Raw genomic sequence first — 22741 nt, 5'->3', positions numbered from 1 at the left:
CTAATCCGGTACCGCCGTCACCAGCACGGCCAGCACGGTACGTCCGGGCAGCGCGGTGAGCCGCAACGACACGGTGATCGTGGCGATTGATGCCGGACACGGCGGTCAGGATCCCGGCGCTATCGGGCAGCGCGGGCTGAAAGAGAAAAATGTCACCATCGCCATCGCCCGTAAGCTGCGGGTGCTGCTGAATAATGACCCGATGTTCAAAGGTGTACTGACCCGTGATGGCGACTATTTTATTTCAGTGATGGGCCGTTCCGACGTGGCGCGTAAAGCCAACGCCAACGTGCTGGTCTCGATTCACGCCGACGCCGCGCCAAGCCATGCGGCGACCGGTGCGTCGGTCTGGGTGCTGTCAAACCGTCGCGCCAACAGTGAGATGGCTAACTGGCTGGAGCAGAAAGAGAAGCAGTCTGAACTGCTGGGCGGCGCAGGCGATCTGCTGGCGAACAGCCAGGCGGACCCTTATCTCAGCCAGGCAGTGCTCGACCTGCAGTTTGGTCATTCACAGCGCGTAGGTTATGACATCGCCCAGAAAGTGCTGCAGCAGCTACGTGGCGTCACCTCGCTGCATAAACGCTTACCTGAGCATGCCAGCCTTGGCGTGCTGCGTTCGCCGGATATTCCTTCGCTGTTGGTGGAAACCGGCTTCATCAGTAATTCCTCGGAGGAGCGACTGCTTGGCAGTAGCGCACACCAGGATAAGATTGCGCAGTCGATCTATAAAGGTCTGCGCACTTATTTCCTGGCGCACCCGCTGCAATCCATCCCAAAGGAGGAAAACCGGCCGCTGGGCTCGTCGCCAGCGGTTAATGTTGCCAGCAATCCGGCGACCGGCGTGACGCAATATACCGGTGCGATCCAGCGTCATACGGTGACGCGCGGTGAGACGCTCTCTGGCATTGCCGCGAAGTATGGCGTCAGCATGGCGACCCTGCGTGAGATGAATACTCTGAAGCGGGACGTGGTGTGGGTTGGACAACGTCTTAAAGTCCCGGCCAGCGCAGCAGTCAGCCGCACGACGCGTGCCACTACACGCGGCGTAGTCCGGCATAAAGTGGTCCGCGGCGATTCTCTGACCGGCATTGCCGCCCACTATGGCGTCAGTCCGAAAGCGATAATGCAGACCAATAATCTGAAGTCGACCAACGTAATGTTGGGGCAGAACCTGAAAATTCCTGCATCCTGATTGTTCGCCCGGCCACAGCGCCGGGCTGTCAGCTAAAAGGATATCCATCATGCCGATACAAATTTTACCGCCGCAGCTGGCGAACCAGATTGCGGCGGGTGAAGTGGTCGAGCGTCCTGCATCGGTTGTGAAAGAGCTGGTGGAAAACAGCCTTGATGCTGGCGCAACGCGCATTGATGTTGAGATTGAAAAGGGCGGTGCGAAGCTGATTCGTATCCGTGACAACGGGTGCGGTATCGTAAAAAGTGAACTGGCGATGGCGCTGGCCCGTCACGCCACCAGCAAAATTGCCTCACTGGATGACCTGGAGGCGATCATGAGCCTCGGTTTTCGTGGTGAAGCGCTGGCCAGTATCAGCTCGGTCGCTCGTCTGACCCTGACCTCACGCACCGCCGATCAGACCGAAGCCTGGCAGGCCTACGCTGAAGGGCGCGATATGGCTGTCACGGTCAAGCCGGCAGCCCATCCGTGCGGCACCACGCTGGAAGTGCTGGATCTGTTTTACAACACCCCGCGCGCCGTAAATTCATGCGTACTGAAAAACCGAATTCGGTCACATTGACGAAGTGATTCGCCGCATTGCGCTGGCCCGCTTCGACGTCGCTATCTCGCTCAGCCATAATGGCAAAATGATGCGTCAGTATCGGGCGGTGAGTGATGAGAGTCAGCGCGAACGGCGCCTGGCGGCTATCTGTGGCGTGACCTTTATGCAGCATGCGTTACGCATCGAGTGGCAGCACGACGATCTGTCGCTGCGCGGCTGGGTAGCCGATCCCACCGGTTCACGTCAGGTCAGCGACCTGCAATATTGCTACGTAAACGGCCGCATGATGCGGGACAAGCTGATCAATCACGCTATCCGCCAGGCTTTCCAGACCCAGCTGCAGGAGGATCAGCAGCCCGCCTATGTACTTTATCTGGAAATCGATCCGCATCAGGTGGATGTTAACGTCCATCCGGCTAAACATGAGGTGCGGTTTCATCAGTCGCGGCTGGTGCATGATTTTATCTATCAGGGCGTGATGAGTGTTTTGCAGGCCAGTGCCACACCCGCCCTGCCAACGCTGCAGGCTGAAGAGCCCACGCCGCGCTGGCAGCCGGAGAACCGGCAGGCCGCCGGTGGCAACCATTTCTCACAGCCCAGCGCGCGTCGCAGCGAGTCAACGCCCGCCGCCGCACCCGCCTGGCAGAACAAAGAGAATAGCTATCGTCAGCGGGAAGGGGCGGTTTATCAGCAGTTGCTGAAAACCCCCGCCAGCGGCGCGCCACCGGCAAAGCAGGCTGAACCTGCGCCGCGTCCCGTCGCTAAAGAGTCACCGCTGGCGGCACATGCTCAGAGTTTTGGCCGGGTACTGACGGTACTGCATCACCACTATGCACTGCTGGAGCAGGATCAGCGATTGTTGCTGATGGCGTTGCCGGTGGCGGCGCGCTGGTTAAAACAGGCACAACTGCAACCCGGCGAGGCGGGATTAAAACCGCAGCCGTTACTGATTCCGGTACGGCTTAAAATTGCGCAGACAGAGCGGCAGGCGGCGCAGGAAAACAGCAGTCTGCTCAGTCAGATGGGCATTGATTTGCAGCTGGAGGGGGACCATGTGACCCTGCGCGCGGTTCCTTTACCGTTACGAACACAAAATTTACAAATCTTGATTCCTGAACTGTTAGGCTATCTCGCCCGGCAGCAGGATAACTCTGCGACGCACCTGGCCCAGTGGCTGGCGCGGCGTCAGGATGCAGAGTCATCTGACTGGAATCACTCACAGGCGATTAATCTGCTGGCTGAGCTCGAAAGGCTCTGTCCGCAGTTACTGAAATCGCCGCCTTCAGGTCTGTTACAGGCCATTGAGATTGAGAGCGCGATTGACGCGTTGAAGCATGAGTGAACGAAACCAGGCTGGCCGGCCAAAGGCTATTTTTTTGATGGGACCCACGGCATCTGGTAAGACTGCCTTAGCAATTGAGCTACGTAAGCAGTTGCCAGTGGAACTAATCAGCGTAGATTCTGCCTTAATCTATCGTCAGATGGATATTGGCACGGCGAAACCGTCGGCTGAAGAGTTAGCAGTGGCACCCCATCGTTTGCTGGACATACGCGATCCCGCGGAAGCCTATTCGGCGGCGGAGTTTCGACGCGATGCGTTAGCAGAAATGGCGGATATCGTTCAGGCCGGACGAATTCCGTTGCTTGTTGGTGGAACCATGCTCTACTTCAAGGCGTTACTTGAGGGATTGTCGCCGTTGCCCTCGGCCGATCCTGAGGTTCGTCAGCGGATAGAGCAAACGGCGCGTGAAAAAGGCTGGGACGCTTTACACCGCCAGCTGTGTGAAATCGACCCGGTTGCCGGCAGTCGTATTCATCCGAATGATCCGCAGAGACTTTCGCGAGCACTGGAAGTTTTTTTTATTTCGGGTAAAACTTTAACGGAACTGACAAAAACTTCCGGCGAAGCGTTACCCTACGACGTGTACCAGTTTGCCATCGCCCCCGCGAGCCGTGAACTGTTACACCAGCGCATCGCGTTGCGTTTTGAGCAGATGTTGGCGTCAGGATTTGAAGCGGAGTCTCGGGCCCTGTTTGCACGAGGTGATTTGCATACGGACATGCCTTCCATTCGTTGTGTGGGTTATCGCCAGATGTGGTCTTATTTATCGGGCGAAATCGATTATGACGAGATGGTTTATCGGGGAATTTGCGCAACCCGGCAACTTGCTAAGCGTCAAATCACCTGGTTACGCGGCTGGGAAAATGTTCACTGGTTAGACAGTGACGAGCCCCAACTGGCGCGTGACAGGGTGTTACAGGTTCTTAGTGCGAAGCATGGGTGATTGTGTACAATTGACTGGTTATCGTGCGCAAATTTTTACGCAGTTTTTTCAGAACCATAGGTTCTACAAGCAACAAACAACAAGCATATAAGGAAAAGATAGAATGGCTAAGGGGCAATCATTACAAGACCCGTTTTTGAACGCACTGCGTCGTGAACGTGTTCCGGTTTCGATTTATTTGGTTAACGGTATCAAACTGCAGGGTCAGATTGAGTCATTTGATCAATTTGTAATTTTGCTGAAAAACACGGTAAGTCAGATGGTTTATAAACACGCCATTTCTACCGTTGTTCCTTCGCGCCCGGTTTCACACCATAGTAATAATACCGGTGGTGGCGGCAGCAACAATTACCATCATGGCGGCAGCAACACATCTGCGCAGCCACAGCCACAACAAGACGGTGATAACGCAGAGTAACGCGTCGCCGTACAGCCAGGATCGGAGAGCACAACTGGTTTTCCGTCCTGGTCTTTTATTTTAGCGAGGTTATAGCTTGTTTGACCGTTATGATGCCGGTGAGCAGGCCGTACTGGTACACATCTGGTTCTCCCAAGACAAAGAAGTAGAAGATTTACAGGAGTTTGAAACCCTGGTCTCTTCTGCTGGCGTTGAGGCGCTGCAAGTGATCACTGGCAGCCGCAAAGCGCCACATCCCAAGTATTTTGTCGGTGAAGGAAAGGCCGTTGAAATTGCCGATGCGGTAAAAACAACAGGAGCATCGGTCGTGTTATTCGATCATGCCCTTACGCCCGCTCAGGAAAGAAACCTTGAGCGCCTGTGCGAATGCCGGGTGATCGATCGTACCGGCTTAATTCTTGATATCTTCGCCCAACGCGCACGCACCCATGAAGGTAAATTGCAGGTTGAGCTGGCACAGCTACGCCATCTTGCCACACGTCTGGTGCGCGGCTGGACTCACCTTGAACGTCAGAAAGGCGGGATCGGCTTACGCGGTCCGGGTGAAACGCAGCTAGAAACTGACCGCCGCTTGTTGCGCGGGCGTATCAGCCAGATTTTATCCCGCCTCGAACGGGTAGAGAAACAGCGTGAGCAGGGACGTCAGGCGCGAGCCAAAGCCGACGTGCCGACCGTGTCGCTGGTGGGGTATACCAACGCCGGTAAATCGACGCTGTTTAACGCGATGACCTCGGCCAACGTTTTTGCTGCCGATCAGCTATTTGCGACCCTGGATCCTACGCTGCGCCGCCTGAACGTCGCCGATGTCGGTGAAGTGGTGCTGGCGGATACGGTCGGCTTCATCCGTCATCTTCCTCACGATTTGGTTGCTGCGTTTAAAGCGACCCTGCAGGAGACGCGTCAGGCGACGCTGCTGCTGCATGTGATTGATGGTGCCGATGTACGCGTCACGGAAAATATTGAAGCCGTGGATACCGTACTGGAAGAGATCGAGGCGGACGAAATCCCCACCTTACTGGTGATGAACAAGATCGATATGCTCGATGGCTTTGAACCGCGCATCGATCGTAACGAAGAAAATCTGCCGATCCGCGTCTGGCTCTCAGCGCAGAGCGGCGCCGGCATTCCGTTGTTATGGCAGGCGCTCTCTGAACGGCTGTCGGGTGAAATTGCCCAGTATGAATTACGTCTGCCACCCGAAGCGGGGCGCTTGCGCAGCCGTTTCTACCAGTTGCAGGCGATTGAGAAAGAGTGGAATCAGGAAGACGGCAGTGTAGGATTGCAGATACGTATGCCTATTATTGAATGGCTGCGTTTATGTAAACAGGAACCGTCGCTGACCAGTTACATTGTTTGATATTGCCCAAACGCATTTACCTTAAAAATTGAAGATTGTCGCATTTTCGTTGCAGACCGGAATACGCAGGAATGACCCGAGTATTTCGGATTTCAGCAAGGCGGCAACTGAGTGCATCCCCGGGAGCTTACGCAGGTAAGTGACCGGGGTGAGCGAAGGCAGCCAACACCGCTGCAATCCGAAAGATGAAGGGTAAAAACCGCAAATACAATAAATGGAGTAGAGACATGGCGTGGAATCAGCCCGGAAATAACGGACAGGACCGCGACCCGTGGGGAAGCAGCAATAATCAAGGCGGCAACTCTGGGGGGAATAAAGGAGGACGGGAATCCGGGCCTCCCGATCTGGATGATATCTTCCGTAAGCTGAGCAAGAAGCTTGGTGGTCTGGGCGGTGGCAAACAGAACGATAACGGTCAGCGCGGCTCCGGCAGCGGCGGCAAAATTGTTGGCATTGTAGCCGTTGCGGCCGTCGTTATCTGGGCGGCAAGCGGTTTCTACACCATCAAAGAAGCGGAACGGGGCGTGGTGACGCGCTTTGGTAAGTTCAGTCATCTGGTTGAACCGGGTCTGAACTGGAAGCCAACTTTCATCGATCAGGTGCGTGCCGTTAACGTTGAAGCGGTGCGTGAACTGGCGGCGTCAGGCGTGATGCTGACCTCAGATGAAAACGTAGTGCGGGTTGAGATGAACGTCCAGTATCGGGTTACCGATCCGGAACGTTATCTGTTTGCCGTGACCAGTGCGGATGACAGTCTGCGTCAGGCCACCGACAGCGCACTGCGCGGCGTGATTGGGCGTTCCACCATGGACCGTATCCTGACCGAAGGCCGTACCGTGGTGCGTAGCGATACCCAGCGTGAAATAGACGAGACTATTCGTCCCTACAATATGGGCATCGCGGTACTGGACGTTAACTTCCAGGCGGCGCGTCCACCGGAAGAGGTGAAGTCAGCGTTTGATGACGCGATTGCTGCGCGTGAAAACCGTGAGCAGTACGTTCGTGAAGCTGAAGCCTACGCCAATGAAGTTCAGCCGCGTGCTAACGGCCAGGCGCAGCGTATTCTGGAAGAAGCCCGCGCTTATAAAGAGCGTACGGTTCTGGAAGCGCAGGGTGAAGTGGCACGGTTTGCCAAGATTCTGCCTGAGTATAAAGCGGCACCGGAAATTACCAAAGAGCGTCTCTATATCGAGACCATGGAACGTGTGTTAAGCCATACGCGTAAAGTACTGGTTAACGATCGGGGCAATAACCTGATGGTGCTGCCGCTCGATCAACTGATGCGTGGCGGTGAGGCTTCATCCGGCAAGAACGGTCAGAAAGGTGGCAATGCCGCATCACAGCCTGCGCTCTCCGATCGCAGCGCCAGCCGCAGTGACACGTCGTCATACAGTCCGGACAGCATCATGGATCAGCGTCGGGCTAACGCTCTGCGCAACGACAGCCAGCGCGAAGGGAGAGAGTAATCGATGCGTAAGCCAATCATAGTATTAATCATTATCGTGCTGGTGGCGCTCTATGCCTCGCTGTTTGTGGTGCAGGAAGGCCAGCGTGGCATTGTACTGCGCTTCGGTAAAGTGCTGCGCGATAATGAAAACAAACCGCAGGTATTTGAACCGGGTCTGCATTTCAAAATTCCTTTCCTGGAAACGGTGAAAACGCTGGATGCCCGTATTCAGACCATGGACAACCAGGCCGATCGCTTCGTCACTAAAGAGAAGAAAGATCTGATCGTCGATTCCTACATCAAATGGCGTATCAGCGACTTCAGTCGTTACTACCTGGCCACCGGCGGCGGCGATGTTTCTCAGGCGGAAGTACTGCTGAAACGTAAGTTCAGTGACCGTCTGCGTTCTGAAATGGGCCGTCTGGATGTGAAAGATATCGTGACCGACTCTCGTGGTCGTCTGACCACTGACGTTCGTGATGCGCTGAATACCGGTAGTGCGGGCAACGATGATGAAATCGCGACGCCAGCCGCTGACGATGCGATCGCCAGTGCAGCCGCGCGTGTCGAGCGTGAAACCAACAGCAGCGAACCGGCTCCCAACCCGAACAGCATGGCGGCGTTAGGAATTCAGGTGGTGGATGTGCGCATTAAGCAGATCAACCTGCCGACCGAAGTTTCTGATGCGATCTTCAACCGTATGCGTGCTGAACGTGAAGCGGTGGCGCGTAGCCAGCGTTCACAGGGTCAGGAAGAGGCAGAAAAACTGCGCGCCCAGGCGGATTATCAGGTGACGCGTACGCTGGCCGAAGCCCAGCGTGAGGCGCTGATTACCCGCGGTGACGGTGATGCGGAAACGGCGCGACTGTTTGCCGCGGCATTCAGTCAGGACCCGGACTTCTACGCCTTTATTCGTAGCCTGCGTGCTTATGAAAACAGCTTTAATAACAATCAGGATGTGATGGTGTTAAGCCCGGATAGCGACTTCTTCCGATATATGAAGGCGCCCTCTAACGCGACACGTTAAGAACTGATATAACCTACAGGCCGACAATGTTGTCGGCCTTTTTTTTGGGTATCAGTATGAAAACAAGCATCTGGATGGCACTGGCGCTGGTGTTAGTGCTGGAGGGGTTGGGACCGATGTTCATGCCGCGCGCCTGGCGCCGGATGATACAGGCCATGACGCAGCTGCCCGATCGCCTGTTGCACCGTTTTGGCGGTGGTCTGGTGGTGGCGGGAATGGTGATCTATTGCATGCTCAGCCTGCACGGTAATCTCTGACACCTGGCTGACGGCGCATAAATTGTGCCTGTCGCCTCCGTTTTCCCCAATATGTTGTAGTGTTCAAAATGCTGGCAAAAAAAGCGCGCAATCGTATGCTAAAAGTGCTGAAAACCACCGGATCTGATGGTAGAATCCTTTTTTAAGCAATCGGTGATTTTGAGAAATGGGTAAGAACGTCGTCGTACTGGGCACCCAATGGGGTGACGAAGGTAAAGGTAAGATTGTAGACCTTCTGACTGAACGCGCGAATTACGTTGTGCGTTATCAAGGCGGCCACAATGCGGGCCACACGCTTGTCATCAACGGTGAAAAAACCGTCCTCCACCTGATCCCTTCTGGCATTCTGCGCGATAACGTCACCAGTATCATTGGTAACGGCGTAGTGCTCTCTCCTGAAGCCTTAATGAAAGAGATGAAAGGCCTCGAAGAGCGCGGGATTCCGGTACGCGAACGTCTGCTGATTTCTGAAGCCTGCCCGTTGATTCTGCAGTATCACGTTGCGATGGACATGGCGCGCGAAAAAGCGCGTGGTGCCAGGGCGATTGGTACAACCGGCCGTGGTATTGGTCCTGCTTATGAAGATAAAGTCGCTCGCCGTGCGCTGCGCGTCAGCGATCTTTTCAACAAAGAGACCTTTGCCGGCAAGCTGAAAGAAGTGGTCGATTTCTACAACTTCCAGCTGGTGCATTACTACAAAGAGCAGGCCGTTGACTTCGATAAAGTACTGAGCGATGTCATGGCGATTGCCGATATCCTCACCAGCATGGTGGTTGACGTCTCTGAACTGCTGGATGGCGCGCGTAAGCGTGGCGATCTGATCATGTTCGAAGGCGCGCAGGGCACGCTGCTGGACATCGACCACGGTACCTATCCGTACGTCACCTCATCCAACACTACCGCAGGCGGCGTTGCGACCGGCTCAGGCATTGGCCCGCGCTATGTCGACTACGTACTGGGCATCGTGAAAGCGTACTCAACCCGCGTGGGTGCCGGTCCCTTCCCGACGGAACTGTTTGATGAAACCGGTGAGTTCCTCTGTGCGCAGGGTAACGAGTTCGGTGCCACCACCGGCCGTCGCCGTCGTACCGGCTGGCTGGATGCGGTTGCCGTGCGCCGTGCCGTGCAGATCAACTCACTGTCAGGTTTCTGCATGACCAAGCTGGATGTGCTGGATGGCCTGAAAGAGGTGAAAATCTGTGTCGCTTACCGGATGCCGGATGGCCGCGAAGTGACCACGACGCCACTGGCAGCAGAAAACTGGGAAGGCATTGAGCCGATCTACGAAACGCTGCCAGGCTGGAGCGAGACCACGTTTGGGGTGAAGACGCTGGAGGGCTTACCACAAGCCGCTCGCGACTATATCAAGCGTGTTGAAGATGTAACTGGCGTTCCGGTGGATATTATCTCAACCGGTCCGGACCGCAGTGAAACGATGATTCTGCGCGACCCGTTCGACGCATAATCACCCAGGCCGGACCCTGTCCGGCCTTTGTTTTCCACTCTGTGATGCCACTTATCCCCGCTTCGCTTGTCCAACTCAGTGCTGGCTGAAAAAAACGCACGGTCAATCAGACTCTGGTTTATCATCATAGCCATTCGCATGGCGATCCGATCTATTCCTGACATTAATCGCAAGCCGGGTTATGCGATGCCACTTATTGATGATTCACTGAGGTTACTGTGCAGCTGACGAGTTTTACTGACTATGGTTTACGGGCCCTGATTTATCTGGCTTCGTTGCCCGAAGGCCAACAGACCAACATCACTGAAGTGACCAACATTTACGGTGTGTCACGTAATCATATGGTCAAAATCATTAATCAACTGAGCCGGGCGGGCTATATCACAGCCACGCGCGGCAAAAATGGTGGCATTCGTCTGGGCATGCCAGCCAGCCAGATTGTGATTGGAGACGTTGTGCGTAAGATGGAACCGCTACAATTAGTGGACTGCGCATCCTGTTCGATCTCACCCGCCTGTCGCCTGAAGAAGGCGCTCCATGACGCGGTGCAGCGTTTCCTGCAGGAACTGGATAGCTACACGTTGGCGGATTTGGTTGAAGGAAACACCCAACTTTATGAAATCATATTGTCCGAACCGCCGGTGGCAATAAATACTCAATGACATCGGAGGAACCGCTATGTCAAAAGATCCTTTTCAGGATAGAGAAGCTGAAAAATACGAAAACCCTATTCCCAGCCGTGAATTTATTCTGGCGCTGTTAGAAAAACGTGAGAAACCGGCCAGCCGCGAAGAGCTGGCACAAGAGATGAACCTGCAGGAAGAGGAGCACATTGAGGCGCTGCGACGCCGCCTGCGCGCCATGGAGCGTGATGGTCAGCTGGTGTTCACCCGCCGTCAATGCTATGCCCTGCCTGAACGTCTGGATCTGCTGCGCGGGAAGGTCATCGGCCACCGTGACGGCTACGGCTTCTTACGGGCCGAAGGTCAGAAGGATGATCTCTACCTCTCCGCTGAACAGATGAAATTCTGTATGCACGGCGATGTCATTCTGGCTCAGCCGCTAGGTGCCGATCGCAAAGGCCGCCGCGAAGCGCGCGTGGTCCGGGTACAGGAACCGCGCAATAACCAGATTGTTGGCCGCTACTTCACCGATGCCGGTGCTGGCTTTGTGGTGCCGGACGACAGCCGCCTGAGCTTTGACATCCTGATTCCGCCGGAAGAGACGATGAATGCCCGCATGGGCTCGGTAGTGGTGGTGGAGCTCGTTCAGCGCCCCACCCGTCGCAGCAAAGCAATCGGTAAAGTGGCTGAAATTCTTGGCGATGACATGGGCACCAGCCTGGCCGTCGATATGGCGCTGCGCACTCATGAAATTCCTCACAGCTGGCCACCCGAGGTCGAAGCGCAGGTCAGCACGCTGAAGGAAGAGGTGCCAGAAGAGGCGAAGAAAGGACGTGTCGATTTACGTAAGTTGCCGCTGGTCACCATTGATGGCGAAGATGCTCGTGACTTCGATGATGCGGTCTACTGCGAGAAAAAACGCGGTGGCGGATGGCGCCTGTGGGTGGCGATTGCGGATGTGAGCTATTACGTTCGTCCGGGTACACCGCTGGATAACGAAGCGCACCAGCGCGGCACTTCCGTTTACTTCCCGTCTCAGGTGGTCCCGATGCTGCCGGAAGTACTGTCGAACGGCTTATGTTCGCTCAACCCGCAGGTCGATCGCCTGTGTATGGTGTGCGAAATGACCGTTTCGACCAAAGGTAAACTCACCGGCTTCAAGCACTACGAAGCGGTAATGAACTCACATGCGCGCCTGACTTACAACAAAGTCTGGAATATTCTGCAGGGCGATAAAGAGCTGCGTCAGCAATATGCGCCGCTGGTCAAAGACCTTGAAGAGCTACACAACCTCTATCAGGCGCTGGAAACGGCACGGGAAGAGCGAGGCGGTATCTCGTTCGAAACCGAAGAAGCGAAGTTCATCTTTAACGCTGAGCGCCGGATTGAGCGGGTTGAGCGCGTCTCACGTAATGACGCCCACAAGCTGATCGAAGAGTGCATGATTCTGGCGAACATCGCCTCGGCACGCTTCGTTGAGAAGAATGAGGAGCCGGCGCTGTTCCGCGATCACGATCGCCCGACCGACGAAAGCATCAAGAGTTTCCGTACCGTGCTCAACGAGCTGGGGCTGAGTCTGCCCGGCGGCAACAAACCGCAGCCTGTCGATTATGCGGCGCTGCTGAAGCAGGTGGCCGATCGCCCTGATGCGGAAATGCTACAAACCATGCTGCTGCGTTCGATGAAGCAGGCGGTGTATGACCCGGAAAACCGCGGTCACTTTGGTCTGGCACTCTCGTCATATGCTCACTTTACCTCGCCAATCCGCCGCTACCCGGATCTGACGCTGCACCGCGCCATCAAGTATCTGCTGGCTAAAGAGCAGGATGAAGGTAAAGGTCTGGTACAACGCGCCATGAAATACCTGAGGCCAAAAGATCGCAGCGTAGCCAAAGATCTGACTACAGCGACCGGTGGCTATCACTACGACATGCCTGAGATGCTACAGCTGGGGCTGCACTGCTCAATGACCGAGCGCCGTGCCGATGAGGCGACGCGTGACGTTGCCGACTGGCTGAAGTGTGACTTTATGCAGGATCAGGTCGGTAACCTGTTCAATGGCGTGATCTCCAGCGTCACCGGCTTTGGCTTCTTTGTTCGATTGAGCGATCTGTTCATTGATGGCCTGGTGCATGTCTCGACGCTCGACAACGACTACTACCGTTTCGATCCGGTGGGTCAGCGCCTGATTGGTGAATCTGGCGGTCGTACCTATCGTCTTGGCGATATTGTGGAAGTGCGAGTGGAAGCGGTCCATATGGACGAGCGTAAAATCGACTTCGCCCTGGTCTCCAGCCAGCGTCAGGTGCGCGGAGAAGGAAAAACCGAGCGCGATCGGGCGAAGCGTGATGGCAAACCGCCGTCAAAACGTCGCCGTGAGGTGAGCAAGAAATCTAATTTCGAGCCAGACTCGGCGTTCCGCGGTGATAAGTCCCGACCGGCGGCAGCAAATAGCGAGAAAAAAAGTAAAAACGTCTCGGAAAAAAGCCGTAAAATCGCCGCCGCCACGCGGGCGAAGCGCGCCAGCAAAAAAGCGCAAACTGACTGATGCGCCTATCCGCCCTTTCTCCTGCGGGAAAGGGCGGTAATTTATTCATTTCCAAACACTGAGCAGATCGATGAGCGAAATTATTTTTGGTATCCATGCCGTGCAGGCGCTGCTGGAACGTGACCCACAACGTTTCCAGCAAGTCTTTATCCTTAAAGGCCGTGACGATCGTCGCCTGCAACCTCTGATCGCCGCACTGGAAGCTCAGGGGATCGTGATCCAGCTGGCGGAGCGCAAGTGGCTGGATAGCCAGGTAGAAGGCGGTGTGCATCAGGGTATTGTGGCGCAGGTTAAACCGGGTCGTCAGTATCAGGAAGGCGATCTGCCGGACCTGCTGCAAAGCCTGGATAAACCGTTTCTGCTGGTACTGGACGGCGTCACCGATCCACACAACCTGGGTGCCTGTCTGCGCAGCGCTGACGCGGCGGGCGTCAATGCGGTGATTGTGCCAAAAGATCGTTCCGCTCCGCTGAACGCGACGGCCAAAAAAGTGGCCAGCGGCGCGGCAGAAAACGTGCCGTTGATCCGCGTCACTAACCTGGCCCGTACACTGCGCCTGTTGCAGGAGTACAACATCTGGGTGGTCGGTACCGCCGGCGAAGCGGATCACACCGTTTATCAGAGTAAGATGACCGGCCCGATGGCGCTGGTGATGGGTGCCGAAGGTGAAGGAATGCGTCGGCTGACGCGGGAACACTGCGATGAGTTGATCAGCATTCCGATGGCGGGCAGCGTCTCTTCGCTCAACGTCTCGGTCGCGACCGGCGTATGCCTGTTTGAAGCGGTGCGCCAGCGCAACGCCTGATCCCGATGTGATCCTCGCCACAAATTAGTTTCTGTACCAGGCATAACTGCGCGTCATTCGTATATACCCAAAGGATTTCGGGTTGCATTGAGGCGGCAAGAGAACGAATCCCGATGAGCTTACATGAGTAAGTGACTCGGGTGAGTGAACGCAGCCAACAAAAATGCAGCTTGAAAGACGACGGGTATACTTACTGAGTGACATCCGCGAGGAGTGGTTATGACCTGGACAACACACACCGTTTTTAATCAGCCCCATCCTCTCAGCAACAGCAATCTTTTCCTTTCCGATACGCCGCTGAGCGACGCACTACAGCGCGAGGGCGCAGAGTGGGATCGTGAATGGCTGGCCTCGGTCGGCCTGCAGCTGGGCAGTGCCGAATCGCTGGAGCTGGGCCGCCTGGCCAACGCCGAACCGCCTGAACTGTTGCGCTACGATGCGCGCGGTGTACGGCTCGATGAAGTGCGATTTCACCCCGCCTGGCATCTGCTGATGCAGGGTGTCTGCGCCAGTCGTCTGCACAACCTCAGCTGGCAACCGACGGTACGCGAATATGCCAGCGTAGCGCGGGCCGCCCGTTTTATTCTGCATGCCCAGGTGGAAGCGGGCACGCTCTGTCCGGTCACCATGACACACGCGGCAATTCCGCTGCTGCAAGCTTACCTGCCTGCCGCGTTCGAAGGCTGGCTCGATCCGCTGCTCAGTGACCGTTATGACACCCATGCGCAGCCCGGCGATCAAAAGCGCGGACTGCTGATCGGCATGGGCATGACAGAAAAACAGGGCGGCAGCGATCTGCTCACCAGTACCACCCGCGCGGAGCCGCTGGGCGCACGCGGCCCCGGTGAAATGTACCGTCTTACCGGTCATAAGTGGTTTTTCTCAGTGCCGCAAAGCGATGCGCATCTGGTGCTGGCCCAGACGCCCGCCGGCCTGAGCTGCTTCTTCCTGCCGCGCCTGCTACCGGACGGTAGCCGCAATGCGATCCTGATCGAGCGGCTGAAAGATAAGCTCGGTAACCGATCTAACGCCAGTAGCGAGGTGGAATTTCGCGACGCCACCGGCTGGCTGCTGGGGGAAGAGGGCGAAGGCGTCCGATTGATCCTGAAAATGGGCGGTATGACGCGATTTGACTGCGCGCTTGGCAGCCACGGTCAGATGCGCCGCGCCTTTTCCGTTGCGCTCTATCATGCGCATCAGCGCCAGGTGTTGGGTAAAAATCTGGTGGATCAGCCGCTGATGCGTCAGGTGCTGGCGCAGCAGGCGCTGCAGCTGGAAGGACAGACTGCGCTACTGATGCGGCTGGCACGCGCCTGGTCGCAGCCAGCACAACCGCATGAGGTTGCCTTTGCCCGTCTGGTTACGCCGGCGGCGAAGTACCTGATATGCAAAGCGGGTGCGCCATTTGTGGCGGAATCGATGGAGGTATTAGGCGGCATCGGCTACTGCGAAGCGAGCGAACTGCCGCGCTTGTACCGCGATATTCCGGTCAATAGCATCTGGGAAGGTTCGGGCAACGTGATCTGCCTTGACGTGTTGCGCGTGCTTTCCCGACAGGGCGATGTGGCAGAGATGCTCAGCCAGGAGTTTGAGGCAGTCAAAGGCAGCAATCGCCATTTCGACGCGCGCTGGCGTCAGTTGCGGTTGCGACTCAACAAAATGCCGGAGGCGCAGGCGCGGGAACTGACCCGCAGCCTGCTGCTGCTGGCGACCGGCGCACAGCTGCTGAAATATGCCGAGCCGCCGCTGGCGGATGCCTGGTGCCGGCAATGGCTCGATCAGCGCGGCGCACGCCCACTGGATGCCGCGCTGGCCGACCGCTTACTGGCTCGCGCCTGCGGTGGGTGAAGCACCATACAGAATTGCGCTGGCGTACCATAAGCCAGGCATCACCGTTTCACTCAGCGCCACAATCTGATAATAAGTCGCACCGGCCTGATTGGCGCGTGCGGCCACGGCGCGCTGCGCATCATCCGGCGAGCCGTGAACGTTAACGGTGATATTGCCCAGCTTCGGCAAAGAGGTACTCTGCGCCCGTGAAATTTCCTGCGCCTGTTGAGTCGGCGCGGGCGGCGCTTTTGGGGTTGTCTGAAACGCAGAACAGCCTGCCAGTGACAGGCTTAACACCAGTAAGTAAGCGAAACGCATAGGAAAACCCTCATTCAGGACGAAGCATTAAGTGTACGCCATCGTCCCGAATGACGTCAGGATTTGAGGTTAAAAACACTCACCAGCTGGGTCAGATGATGGCCTTTATCACTCAGATTCTGGGCGCTATTTTCCGCCTGTGCCACCAGTTCACTGTTCTGATGCGTGGCCTGACTGATCTGGTTCATCGCCAGATTAACCTGCCCAATGCCGGCAGCCTGCTGCTGTGCCGCCACGTTGATCTCACCCATCAGCGCCTGTACCTGCTCGATATGGGTCACGATGTGACTCATCGCGTCGCGTGTCTGCTCAGATAACAGATGGCCTTCCGCCACGTTGCCGATTGAGGTGGCGATCAGCCCATCAATCTCTTTCGCGGCCTGAGCAGATCGCTGCGCCAGCGCCCGTACTTCGGCCGCTACCACCGCAAACCCGCGCCCCTGTTCACCGGCGCGCGCCGCTTCCACCGCGGCATTCAGCGCCAGAATATTGGTCTGGAAGGCGATTGATTCGATCACATGGGTGATATCAGCAATGCTCTGGGAAGAGACCTTTATCGCTGACATGGTGTTCACTGAACGCACCACGGTCTGACTGCCATGGCTGACAATATCGCTGGCTTCGGCGACCAGCGACATCGCCTGACGCAGGCTGTCGGCGGTATGTTCGACCGTTGCGCCAAACTGTTCCATGCTGGCGGAGGTCTGCTCCACGCTGCTGGCCTGACGACCAATCTGTTCACTGATGTTGTGGCTGCTGGCGGCGATAGTATCGGTGCCGTCGCTGATCTCCTGCGCGGCGCTGCGCACCTGACCTACGATCTTCTCCAGACCATCGCCGATGCCGTTAATGGCATTAATCAGCTGGCCCACTTCGTCACGTCGTGAGGTATCCAGATGCACCTGCAAATTACCGGCGGCATACTGCTGCGCCAGATGAATCACCTGCTGCAGCGGACGGGTAATTGCCCGGCGGCTGTACCAGACAAACCCCAGCGCAAACACCACCACCAGCGCCAGACCGGTGAGCAGGAACAGGTTACGGCTGTGGGTAATCGGGGCCAGCAGACTGGCGCGGTTAACCTCGCCGACAATCACCCAGTTCCAGCCCGGTAACTGCTGCCAGGCGAGCATCCGGGTTTCACCGTCGATTTCCACCTGCTCTATCCCCTGAGGCTGAGTCAGCAGTGGCTGTTGCACCGACTGATCCCAGGCCGGCAGTTTGCCCTCGTTTTGCTGAGCAAACAGATACTGGCCCTGCGCGCTGCCTGGCGCGCCGTTAATCACATAAAAATGGCCGCTGTCGCCCAGCCGACGCGCGAGGATTTTTTCACGCATCAACGTATATTGCTGATCGATACCGACCCCGACAAACAGAATGGCGACTACCGTGCCGCTGGCATCTTTAACCGGCTGATACTGCGTGATATAGCGATGACCAAACAGCGTCGCCAGGCCGCGATAGACATGGCCCTGGTGGACGTTTTTCCAGGCTGCGCTGGCGCGATCGAGCTGGGTGCCGATGGCGCGACTGCCATCCTGCTTTTTCAGTGAGGTGGAGATGCGGATAAAGTCATCGCCGTCACGCACGAAAATGGTGGCGACCGCGGCGGTGCGCTCGGTGAAATCGTCCACTGCTGTCTGATCAAGGTTGAGCGTCTTTAATCCGGCGCGCAGCACCGGCGTTGAGAAGCTGCCGACCTGCACGCGCGTCGTCTCATCCAGGCTAAAGCGCTTAGGCAGAAAGCTGGTAAACAGATTGGTGTAGTTACTCACCTCTTCGGAAAGCGTGGCGTTGAACATGGTCGCCATTTCGCTGATGCCCTGCACCTGATTGTGCATATCATCAATCGCGAGTTTTTCCAGCTGGTGCGAGGCGGTCTGGCTCTGAGTGAGCGTCAGAACCAGCAACAAGAGCGCTACGCTGAGAGACGTCAGTACAGACAGCTTAACTCCAAGACTCAGGCCGCTGAGAGAGAGCCGCTTCATAAATTACCTTTGATCGCATTAGGGAGATATCGGATCAACGGCAGAAGCGTGGAAAAGTTTAGCACGAAAGTTTACGGCAGAGAGTGGTGGACCGGTTCGCAAATTCAGTGGCAGACCGTACACTGATCACGCACGTCTTGACCCTCTTCAGGAGATAACATGATCGAACTCACCACGGAAACGCTGGCCGGTATTGAGTGTCTGCACGCCGCGCCTGCCGGTCAGCGCCGTAACCAACTGCCGACCGTGCTGTTTTATCACGGCTTCACCTCTTCGAAAGAGGTCTATGCCTATTTCGCCGTCGCCTTAGCTCAGGCTGGCTTCCGGGCGGTGATGCCGGATGCGGATCTGCATGGCGCGCGCGATCACGGGGACGCCGAAAGCCGTCTGCGCTGCTTCTGGGACATTATTAAAACCAGTATTGATGAGCTGCCGCAGCTGGAAGCCGCACTGCGAGCTGACGATCTGATCGCCGGAGAACGGTTTGCGGTGGCAGGCGCCTCAATGGGAGGCATGACGGCGCTGGGCGCGATGGCGCGCTATCCGCAGATCCACAGTGTCGCCTGCATGATGGGGTCCGGCTACTTTATGCAGCTCAGCCAGACGCTGTTCCCGCCGCTGGTGGTGCGCTCGCCGGAACAGCAGATCGAGTTTGATGCCCGGATGGCGCCGCTGGCGGAGTACGATCCCAGCATCCGGCTGGAAACGCTGGCCAACCGACCCCTGCTGCTGTGGCACGGCGAAGCTGATGAGGTGGTGCCGTTTGCCGAGAGCGCGCGGCTGGAAGCGGCGCTGCGCAGCCAGGGATTAGCACACCATCTGACCTCACTGTCGGAAAAGCAGATTGGACATAAGATCACACCGTCAGGCCTGACGGCGCTGGTTAACTTCTTTAAACATCAGCTATAAAACATCCGTTATAAAAAGGGCGGATTGATGCAATCCGCCCATTATCTGCCCCGATTACTACGGGGCAGCAAACCGTTCTGCCGGTCGGGCCGGCGTGCTGACCGGGCTTTTCTCCGGTGCATCCAGTCGATTCACATAGACATAACCCGATGCCGCTCTGCTGCTGTGACTTCTCATCTGCTGCGCACAGTCAGCATTGCTGGCAAGAGCGGGGAGAGACAGGAAGAGACCCAGTAAAGTGGCGATGACGTACCTTTTCATGGCCGACTCCTCACTTCAGGGAACACACTCTGTTAGACGCTGATAAGCCAAACCGTAACGTCTGCATTAAGTTTAGCGACTGCTGATATTATCGCCAGATCCTCCGCCTGAACCTCTTTGTCAGCATTTTTGAACAATGGCTGCTTAACAGATTGTATCGCTGTGATTAGCACGAAAAGCCACCCTATCTGGCACGCCACATCAGATTTGTTGAAATGTGCGCTTGAGTTTAGCGCCCGCCGCCAGTATGATTACGCGTCAATTTTTCAGCCGCATTCTCAGGCTGTGTCCCACAAGTGCTCGCCTTAACGAACCTTTGTGGGACACAGCCTATAACGTTCCTTGCTTCCATGGGCCGCGGTTGACCCCGACAGGAGGCTGAATAATCCGTAAGGAGCAATTTCGATGCGTCATTACGAAATCGTATTTATGGTCCATCCTGACCAGAGCGAACAGGTTCCGGGCATGATCGAGCGTTACACTGGTGCTATCACTGGTGCACAGGGCACGATTCACCGTCTGGAAGACTGGGGCCGCCGTCAGCTGGCTTATCCGATCAACAAACTGCACAAAGCACACTACGTTCTGCTGAACGTTGAAGCGCCGCAGGAAGCGATCGATGAGCTGGAAACGAACTTCCGCTTCAACGACGCCGTTATCCGTAGCATGGTTATGCGCGTTAAAAACGCGGTAACTGAAGCATCACCGATGGTTAAAGCGAAAGACGAGCGTCGTGAGCGCCGCGAAGATTTTGCTAACGAATCCGCTGATGACTCAGATGCTGGGGATTCTGAAGAGTAATCCATCGTGACGGTTAATCGGCTGCGCTTGTCTGGCACGGTGTGCAAGACGCCGGTTCGAAAAATTAGCCCGTCAGGAATTCCGCACTGCCAGTTCGTGCTTGAGCACCGCTCAGTGCAGGAGGAGGCCGGGTTTCACCGGCAAGCCTGGTGTCGGATGCCGGTGATTATCAGCGGCAGCGCCCATCAGGTGATTACTCAACATATAACGGTCGGCACGCAACTCATACTCGACGGTTTCATTAGCTGCCATCAGGCACGCAATGGCCAGAGTAAAATGGTGTTACATGCCGAGCAGATTGAATTGATAGATTCTGGAGACTAGCCAAATGGCACGTTATTTCCGTCGTCGCAAGTTCTGCCGTTTCACCGCGGAAGGCGTTCAAGAGATCGATTATAAAGATATCGCAACGCTGAAAAACTACATCACTGAAAGCGGCAAGATCGTACCAAGCCGTATCACTGGTACTCGCGCAAAATACCAGCGTCAGCTGGCTCGTGCTATCAAGCGCGCGCGTTACCTGTCTCTGCTGCCGTACACTGATCGTCATCAGTAATCGGCAACTGTCCATTAACGACTTTAAGAGGATAAGGTAATGCAAGTTATTCTGCTTGATAAAGTAGCAAACCTGGGCAGCCTGGGTGATCAGGTTAACGTTAAAGCGGGCTACGCTCGTAACTTCCTGGTACCACAGGGCAAAGCTGTTCCTGCTACCAGGAAAAACGTTGAATTCTTCGAAGCACGCCGTGCAGAACTGGAAGCTAAACTCTCCGACGTTCTGTCTGCAGCAAATGCACGCGCTGAGAAAATCAATGCACTGGGCACCGTAACCATCGCGTCTAAAGCGGGCGACGAAGGTAAACTGTTCGGTTCCATCGGTACCCGCGACATCGCTGATGCAGTGACTGCAGCTGGCGTTGAAGTGGCTAAGAGCGAAGTTCGTCTGCCGAACGGCGTTCTGCGCACCACCGGTGAGCACGAAGTGAACTTCCAGGTTCACAGCGAAGTATTCGCGAAACTGATCGTAAGTATTGTTGCTGAGTAATTTTTATTACTGAGCACTGCGGGAACGCCGGCCTTGTGCCGGCGTTTTTGTTTTTGTCGCCGTGTAAAACTTACTGCGCGCGAATAAAGCTGCCGTCCGGCTGACGGGTAAACAGCACCGGGCCGTTAGCGCCCTCTATCGTCAGTCCTGTCACTGCGCCCTGTGTGTCCTGACGGATTTTGACCTGCTGACCGCTTTTCAGTGAACTCAGCGGCTGATCGCTGCCTTCCACCCGCGCCATCGCAAACACATCATTCACCGGCAGATTGTTGTCACGGAACAGCTGCGCCAGCGTCTGGCCTGAGGCGACGGTATAGTTGCGCCACTGGCCCTGTGAATCCGCTTTTGGCGCTTGCTGCGGCTGAGAAGGGGAGGAGTCGGCTTTGTTGTCATAAATATCCGCCTGCATCGGCACCTCTTTCTCAGCGGACGGCGTAACCGGCCGCTCCACCGGATAGCGCGGTGTAGTGACCGGCCAGAGAAACGCCAGCAGCATCACCAGCAGCGCGATAATAATAGCGCGACGATGAGGGGCCGGCAGCGGGTCCATCCAGCCGATATGGTCGGTAAAATGCCAGATACGATGAAGCCATGTCGGTAGCCGTGATGACGCGTCTGAAGCCATTCGTGGTTCCTCCTCTCCAGCGGGTTGCTGCGGCTTGCGTGCGGCCAGCCAGGTTTGCAGCCGGGATACAATACGCGTTGCGCGCGTCCTGCGGCGTCGTGGGGCGATCTGGCCCATGTGTTCTCTCTTTTGGTGTGCAACAGACGGGTTAATCCCGTCAACAGTTATAGTATGGGCAATACCGGCGCGAAGTGCCTGCCAGCATTGATAAATTTGACGGGCCTATTGTTTCTCTTTCATCGGGAAAAGTCATCTGCGATGCAGGGCATTTTACGCCAGCGGCCTGCACTGTTATGCTGCCGGTTCGAATTTATCCGAGAGTGAAAGGAACGAAGATGACTACCCCTTCTTTCGACAGCGTCGAAGCACAAGCAAGTTACGGTATTGGTTTACAGGTTGGCCAGCAGCTGCTGGAATCTGGTCTGCAGGGGCTGCAACCAGAAGCACTGCTCGCGGGCCTGCGCGACGCGCTGGAAGGGAACTCGCCGGCGGTGCCGGTTGATGTGGTTCATCGTGCACTGCGTGAAGTGCACGAGCGCGCTGAAGGCGTGCGTCGTGAGCGCACCGAAGCGATGGCGGCAGAAGGCCAGGCGTTCCTGCTGGAACATGCACAGCGTGAAGGCGTGAGCAGCACCGAGTCCGGTCTGCAGTTCAGCGTCATCACTCAGGGTGACGGTCCGATCCCATCACGTCAGGATCGCGTACGCGTCCACTACACCGGCAAACTGATTGACGGTAGCGTGTTCGATAGCTCCGTAGCACGGGGTGAGCCAGCAGAATTCCCGGTCAGCGGCGTGATCGCGGGCTGGATTGAAGCGCTGACCCTGATGCCGGTTGGCTCAAAATGGGAACTGGTGATCCCGCAGAACCTCGCGTACGGCGAGCGTGGCGCGGGTGCCTCTATCCCGCCATTCAGCACCCTGATCTTTGAAGTGGAACTGCTGGAAATCCTGTAATCCTCCCCATGCTGCCACCGCCCACGGTGGCAGCATTGTG

General features: G+C 56.4%; 21 protein-coding genes and 2 pseudogenes. 19 read left to right on the top strand and 4 right to left on the bottom strand.

Translation table 11 applies throughout. The annotated features are described in order from the left end of the window. Positions 1-10: 10 nt before the first annotated feature. The 13 genes and pseudogenes from HA41_RS09740 to HA41_RS09675 all read left to right on the top strand — a co-directional run. Positions 11-1192: pseudogene (locus HA41_RS09740) on the top strand (N-acetylmuramoyl-L-alanine amidase); the annotation flags it as partial. A gap of 49 nt (positions 1193-1241) precedes the next feature. After that, a pseudogene (mutL, locus tag HA41_RS09735) lies at positions 1242-3078 on the top strand (DNA mismatch repair endonuclease MutL). After that, a complete protein-coding gene (gene miaA / locus HA41_RS09730; protein WP_094120615.1) occupies positions 3071-4021 on the top strand; it encodes a tRNA (adenosine(37)-N6)-dimethylallyltransferase MiaA in 951 nt (316 codons plus the stop codon). Before mutL ends, miaA begins: the two are co-directional and overlap by 8 nt. Positions 4022-4124: 103 nt before the next feature. Then, positions 4125-4439 carry an RNA chaperone Hfq gene (hfq, locus tag HA41_RS09725; protein WP_094120614.1) on the top strand — a complete coding sequence of 105 codons (315 nt, stop codon included), beginning with the start codon at positions 4125-4127 and terminating at the stop codon, positions 4437-4439. 76 nt (positions 4440-4515) lie between these two features. Next, the gene (gene hflX, locus HA41_RS09720; RefSeq protein ID WP_094120613.1) at positions 4516-5796 is read left to right on the top strand and encodes a ribosome rescue GTPase HflX; all 1281 of its coding nucleotides are present in this window, start codon (positions 4516-4518) and stop codon (positions 5794-5796) included. Positions 5797-6023: 227 nt separating this feature from the next. Next, positions 6024-7262, top strand: coding sequence for an FtsH protease activity modulator HflK (gene hflK, locus HA41_RS09710; protein ID WP_094120611.1), 1239 nt, complete (start codon positions 6024-6026; stop codon positions 7260-7262). A 3-nt stretch (positions 7263-7265) separates the two neighbouring features. Further along, complete coding sequence (hflC, locus tag HA41_RS09705) at positions 7266-8270, top strand: protease modulator HflC (protein WP_094120610.1); 1005 nt, start codon at positions 7266-7268, stop codon at positions 8268-8270. 56 nt (positions 8271-8326) lie between these two features. After that, the gene (locus HA41_RS09700) at positions 8327-8527 is read left to right on the top strand and encodes a DUF2065 domain-containing protein (protein WP_094120616.1); all 201 of its coding nucleotides are present in this window, start codon (positions 8327-8329) and stop codon (positions 8525-8527) included. 166 nt (positions 8528-8693) lie between these two features. Next, positions 8694-9992, top strand: a complete 1299-nt coding sequence (locus tag HA41_RS09695) for an adenylosuccinate synthase (protein WP_094120609.1) — start codon at positions 8694-8696, stop codon at positions 9990-9992. A gap of 218 nt (positions 9993-10210) precedes the next feature. Beyond that, a complete protein-coding gene (gene nsrR, locus HA41_RS09690) occupies positions 10211-10654 on the top strand; it encodes a nitric oxide-sensing transcriptional repressor NsrR (RefSeq protein ID WP_094120608.1) in 444 nt (147 codons plus the stop codon). A gap of 16 nt (positions 10655-10670) precedes the next feature. Continuing rightward, positions 10671-13163: a ribonuclease R gene (gene rnr / locus HA41_RS09685; RefSeq protein WP_094120607.1), complete on the top strand. Its 2493-nt coding sequence runs from the start codon at positions 10671-10673 to the stop codon at positions 13161-13163. A gap of 70 nt (positions 13164-13233) precedes the next feature. Continuing rightward, a complete protein-coding gene (rlmB, locus tag HA41_RS09680; protein ID WP_094120606.1) occupies positions 13234-13968 on the top strand; it encodes a 23S rRNA (guanosine(2251)-2'-O)-methyltransferase RlmB in 735 nt (244 codons plus the stop codon). A gap of 219 nt (positions 13969-14187) precedes the next feature. Beyond that, positions 14188-15816 carry an isovaleryl-CoA dehydrogenase gene (locus tag HA41_RS09675; protein WP_094120605.1) on the top strand — a complete coding sequence of 543 codons (1629 nt, stop codon included), beginning with the start codon at positions 14188-14190 and terminating at the stop codon, positions 15814-15816. Here the strand turns inward: HA41_RS09675 and bsmA are convergent. After that, entirely contained in the window at positions 15790-16116 is a 327-nt protein-coding gene (gene bsmA, locus HA41_RS09670) for a biofilm peroxide resistance protein BsmA (RefSeq protein ID WP_094120604.1), read from the bottom strand. The two genes, HA41_RS09675 and bsmA, sit on opposite strands and share 27 nt — an antisense overlap. Positions 16117-16172: 56 nt before the next feature. Then, on the bottom strand, positions 16173-18104 hold the full coding sequence (locus HA41_RS09665; protein ID WP_094120603.1) for a methyl-accepting chemotaxis protein: 1932 nt from the start codon (positions 18102-18104) through the stop codon (positions 16173-16175). A 159-nt stretch (positions 18105-18263) separates the two neighbouring features. Here HA41_RS09665 and yjfP point away from each other — a divergent pair, with 159 nt between their 5' ends. After that, complete coding sequence (yjfP, locus tag HA41_RS09660) at positions 18264-19013, top strand: esterase (RefSeq protein ID WP_094120602.1); 750 nt, start codon at positions 18264-18266, stop codon at positions 19011-19013. Between the two features lie 57 nt (positions 19014-19070). Here the strand turns inward: yjfP and HA41_RS09655 are convergent, their stop codons facing one another. Beyond that, positions 19071-19274 (bottom strand): hypothetical protein, encoded by a 204-nt coding sequence (locus tag HA41_RS09655; RefSeq protein WP_094120601.1) that lies wholly within the window; start codon positions 19272-19274, stop codon positions 19071-19073. A gap of 405 nt (positions 19275-19679) precedes the next feature. Between HA41_RS09655 and rpsF the strand changes: the two genes are divergently transcribed. The 4 genes from rpsF to rplI are packed head-to-tail and all read left to right on the top strand — an operon-like array spanning position 19680 to position 21120. After that, entirely contained in the window at positions 19680-20075 is a 396-nt protein-coding gene (gene rpsF, locus HA41_RS09650; protein ID WP_031376410.1) for a 30S ribosomal protein S6, read from the top strand. 6 nt (positions 20076-20081) lie between these two features. Further along, positions 20082-20399, top strand: coding sequence for a primosomal replication protein N (gene priB, locus HA41_RS09645; RefSeq protein ID WP_094120600.1), 318 nt, complete (start codon positions 20082-20084; stop codon positions 20397-20399). A 4-nt stretch (positions 20400-20403) separates the two neighbouring features. Beyond that, positions 20404-20631, top strand: a complete 228-nt coding sequence (gene rpsR / locus HA41_RS09640; protein ID WP_000135199.1) for a 30S ribosomal protein S18 — start codon at positions 20404-20406, stop codon at positions 20629-20631. Positions 20632-20670: 39 nt separating this feature from the next. Continuing rightward, entirely contained in the window at positions 20671-21120 is a 450-nt protein-coding gene (gene rplI / locus HA41_RS09635) for a 50S ribosomal protein L9 (RefSeq protein WP_094120599.1), read from the top strand. A 70-nt stretch (positions 21121-21190) separates the two neighbouring features. Here rplI and HA41_RS09630 read toward each other — a convergent pair whose 3' ends face one another. Continuing rightward, positions 21191-21862, bottom strand: a complete 672-nt coding sequence (locus HA41_RS09630; RefSeq protein ID WP_158086619.1) for an OapA family protein — start codon at positions 21860-21862, stop codon at positions 21191-21193. Between the two features lie 218 nt (positions 21863-22080). On the opposite strand from HA41_RS09630, the gene bamJ reads away from it, so the two are divergent. Continuing rightward, positions 22081-22701, top strand: a complete 621-nt coding sequence (bamJ, locus tag HA41_RS09625) for a BamJ family beta-barrel-assembly machinery protein (RefSeq protein WP_094120597.1) — start codon at positions 22081-22083, stop codon at positions 22699-22701. The last annotated feature ends 40 nt before the right edge of the window (positions 22702-22741 follow it).

The organism is Pantoea conspicua (assembly GCF_002095315.1).
GTDB classification, from domain to species: domain Bacteria; phylum Pseudomonadota; class Gammaproteobacteria; order Enterobacterales; family Enterobacteriaceae; genus Pantoea; species Pantoea conspicua.
Note: the sequence above shows the minus strand (reverse complement) of the source record. Positions and strands in the feature narration are given on the sequence as shown.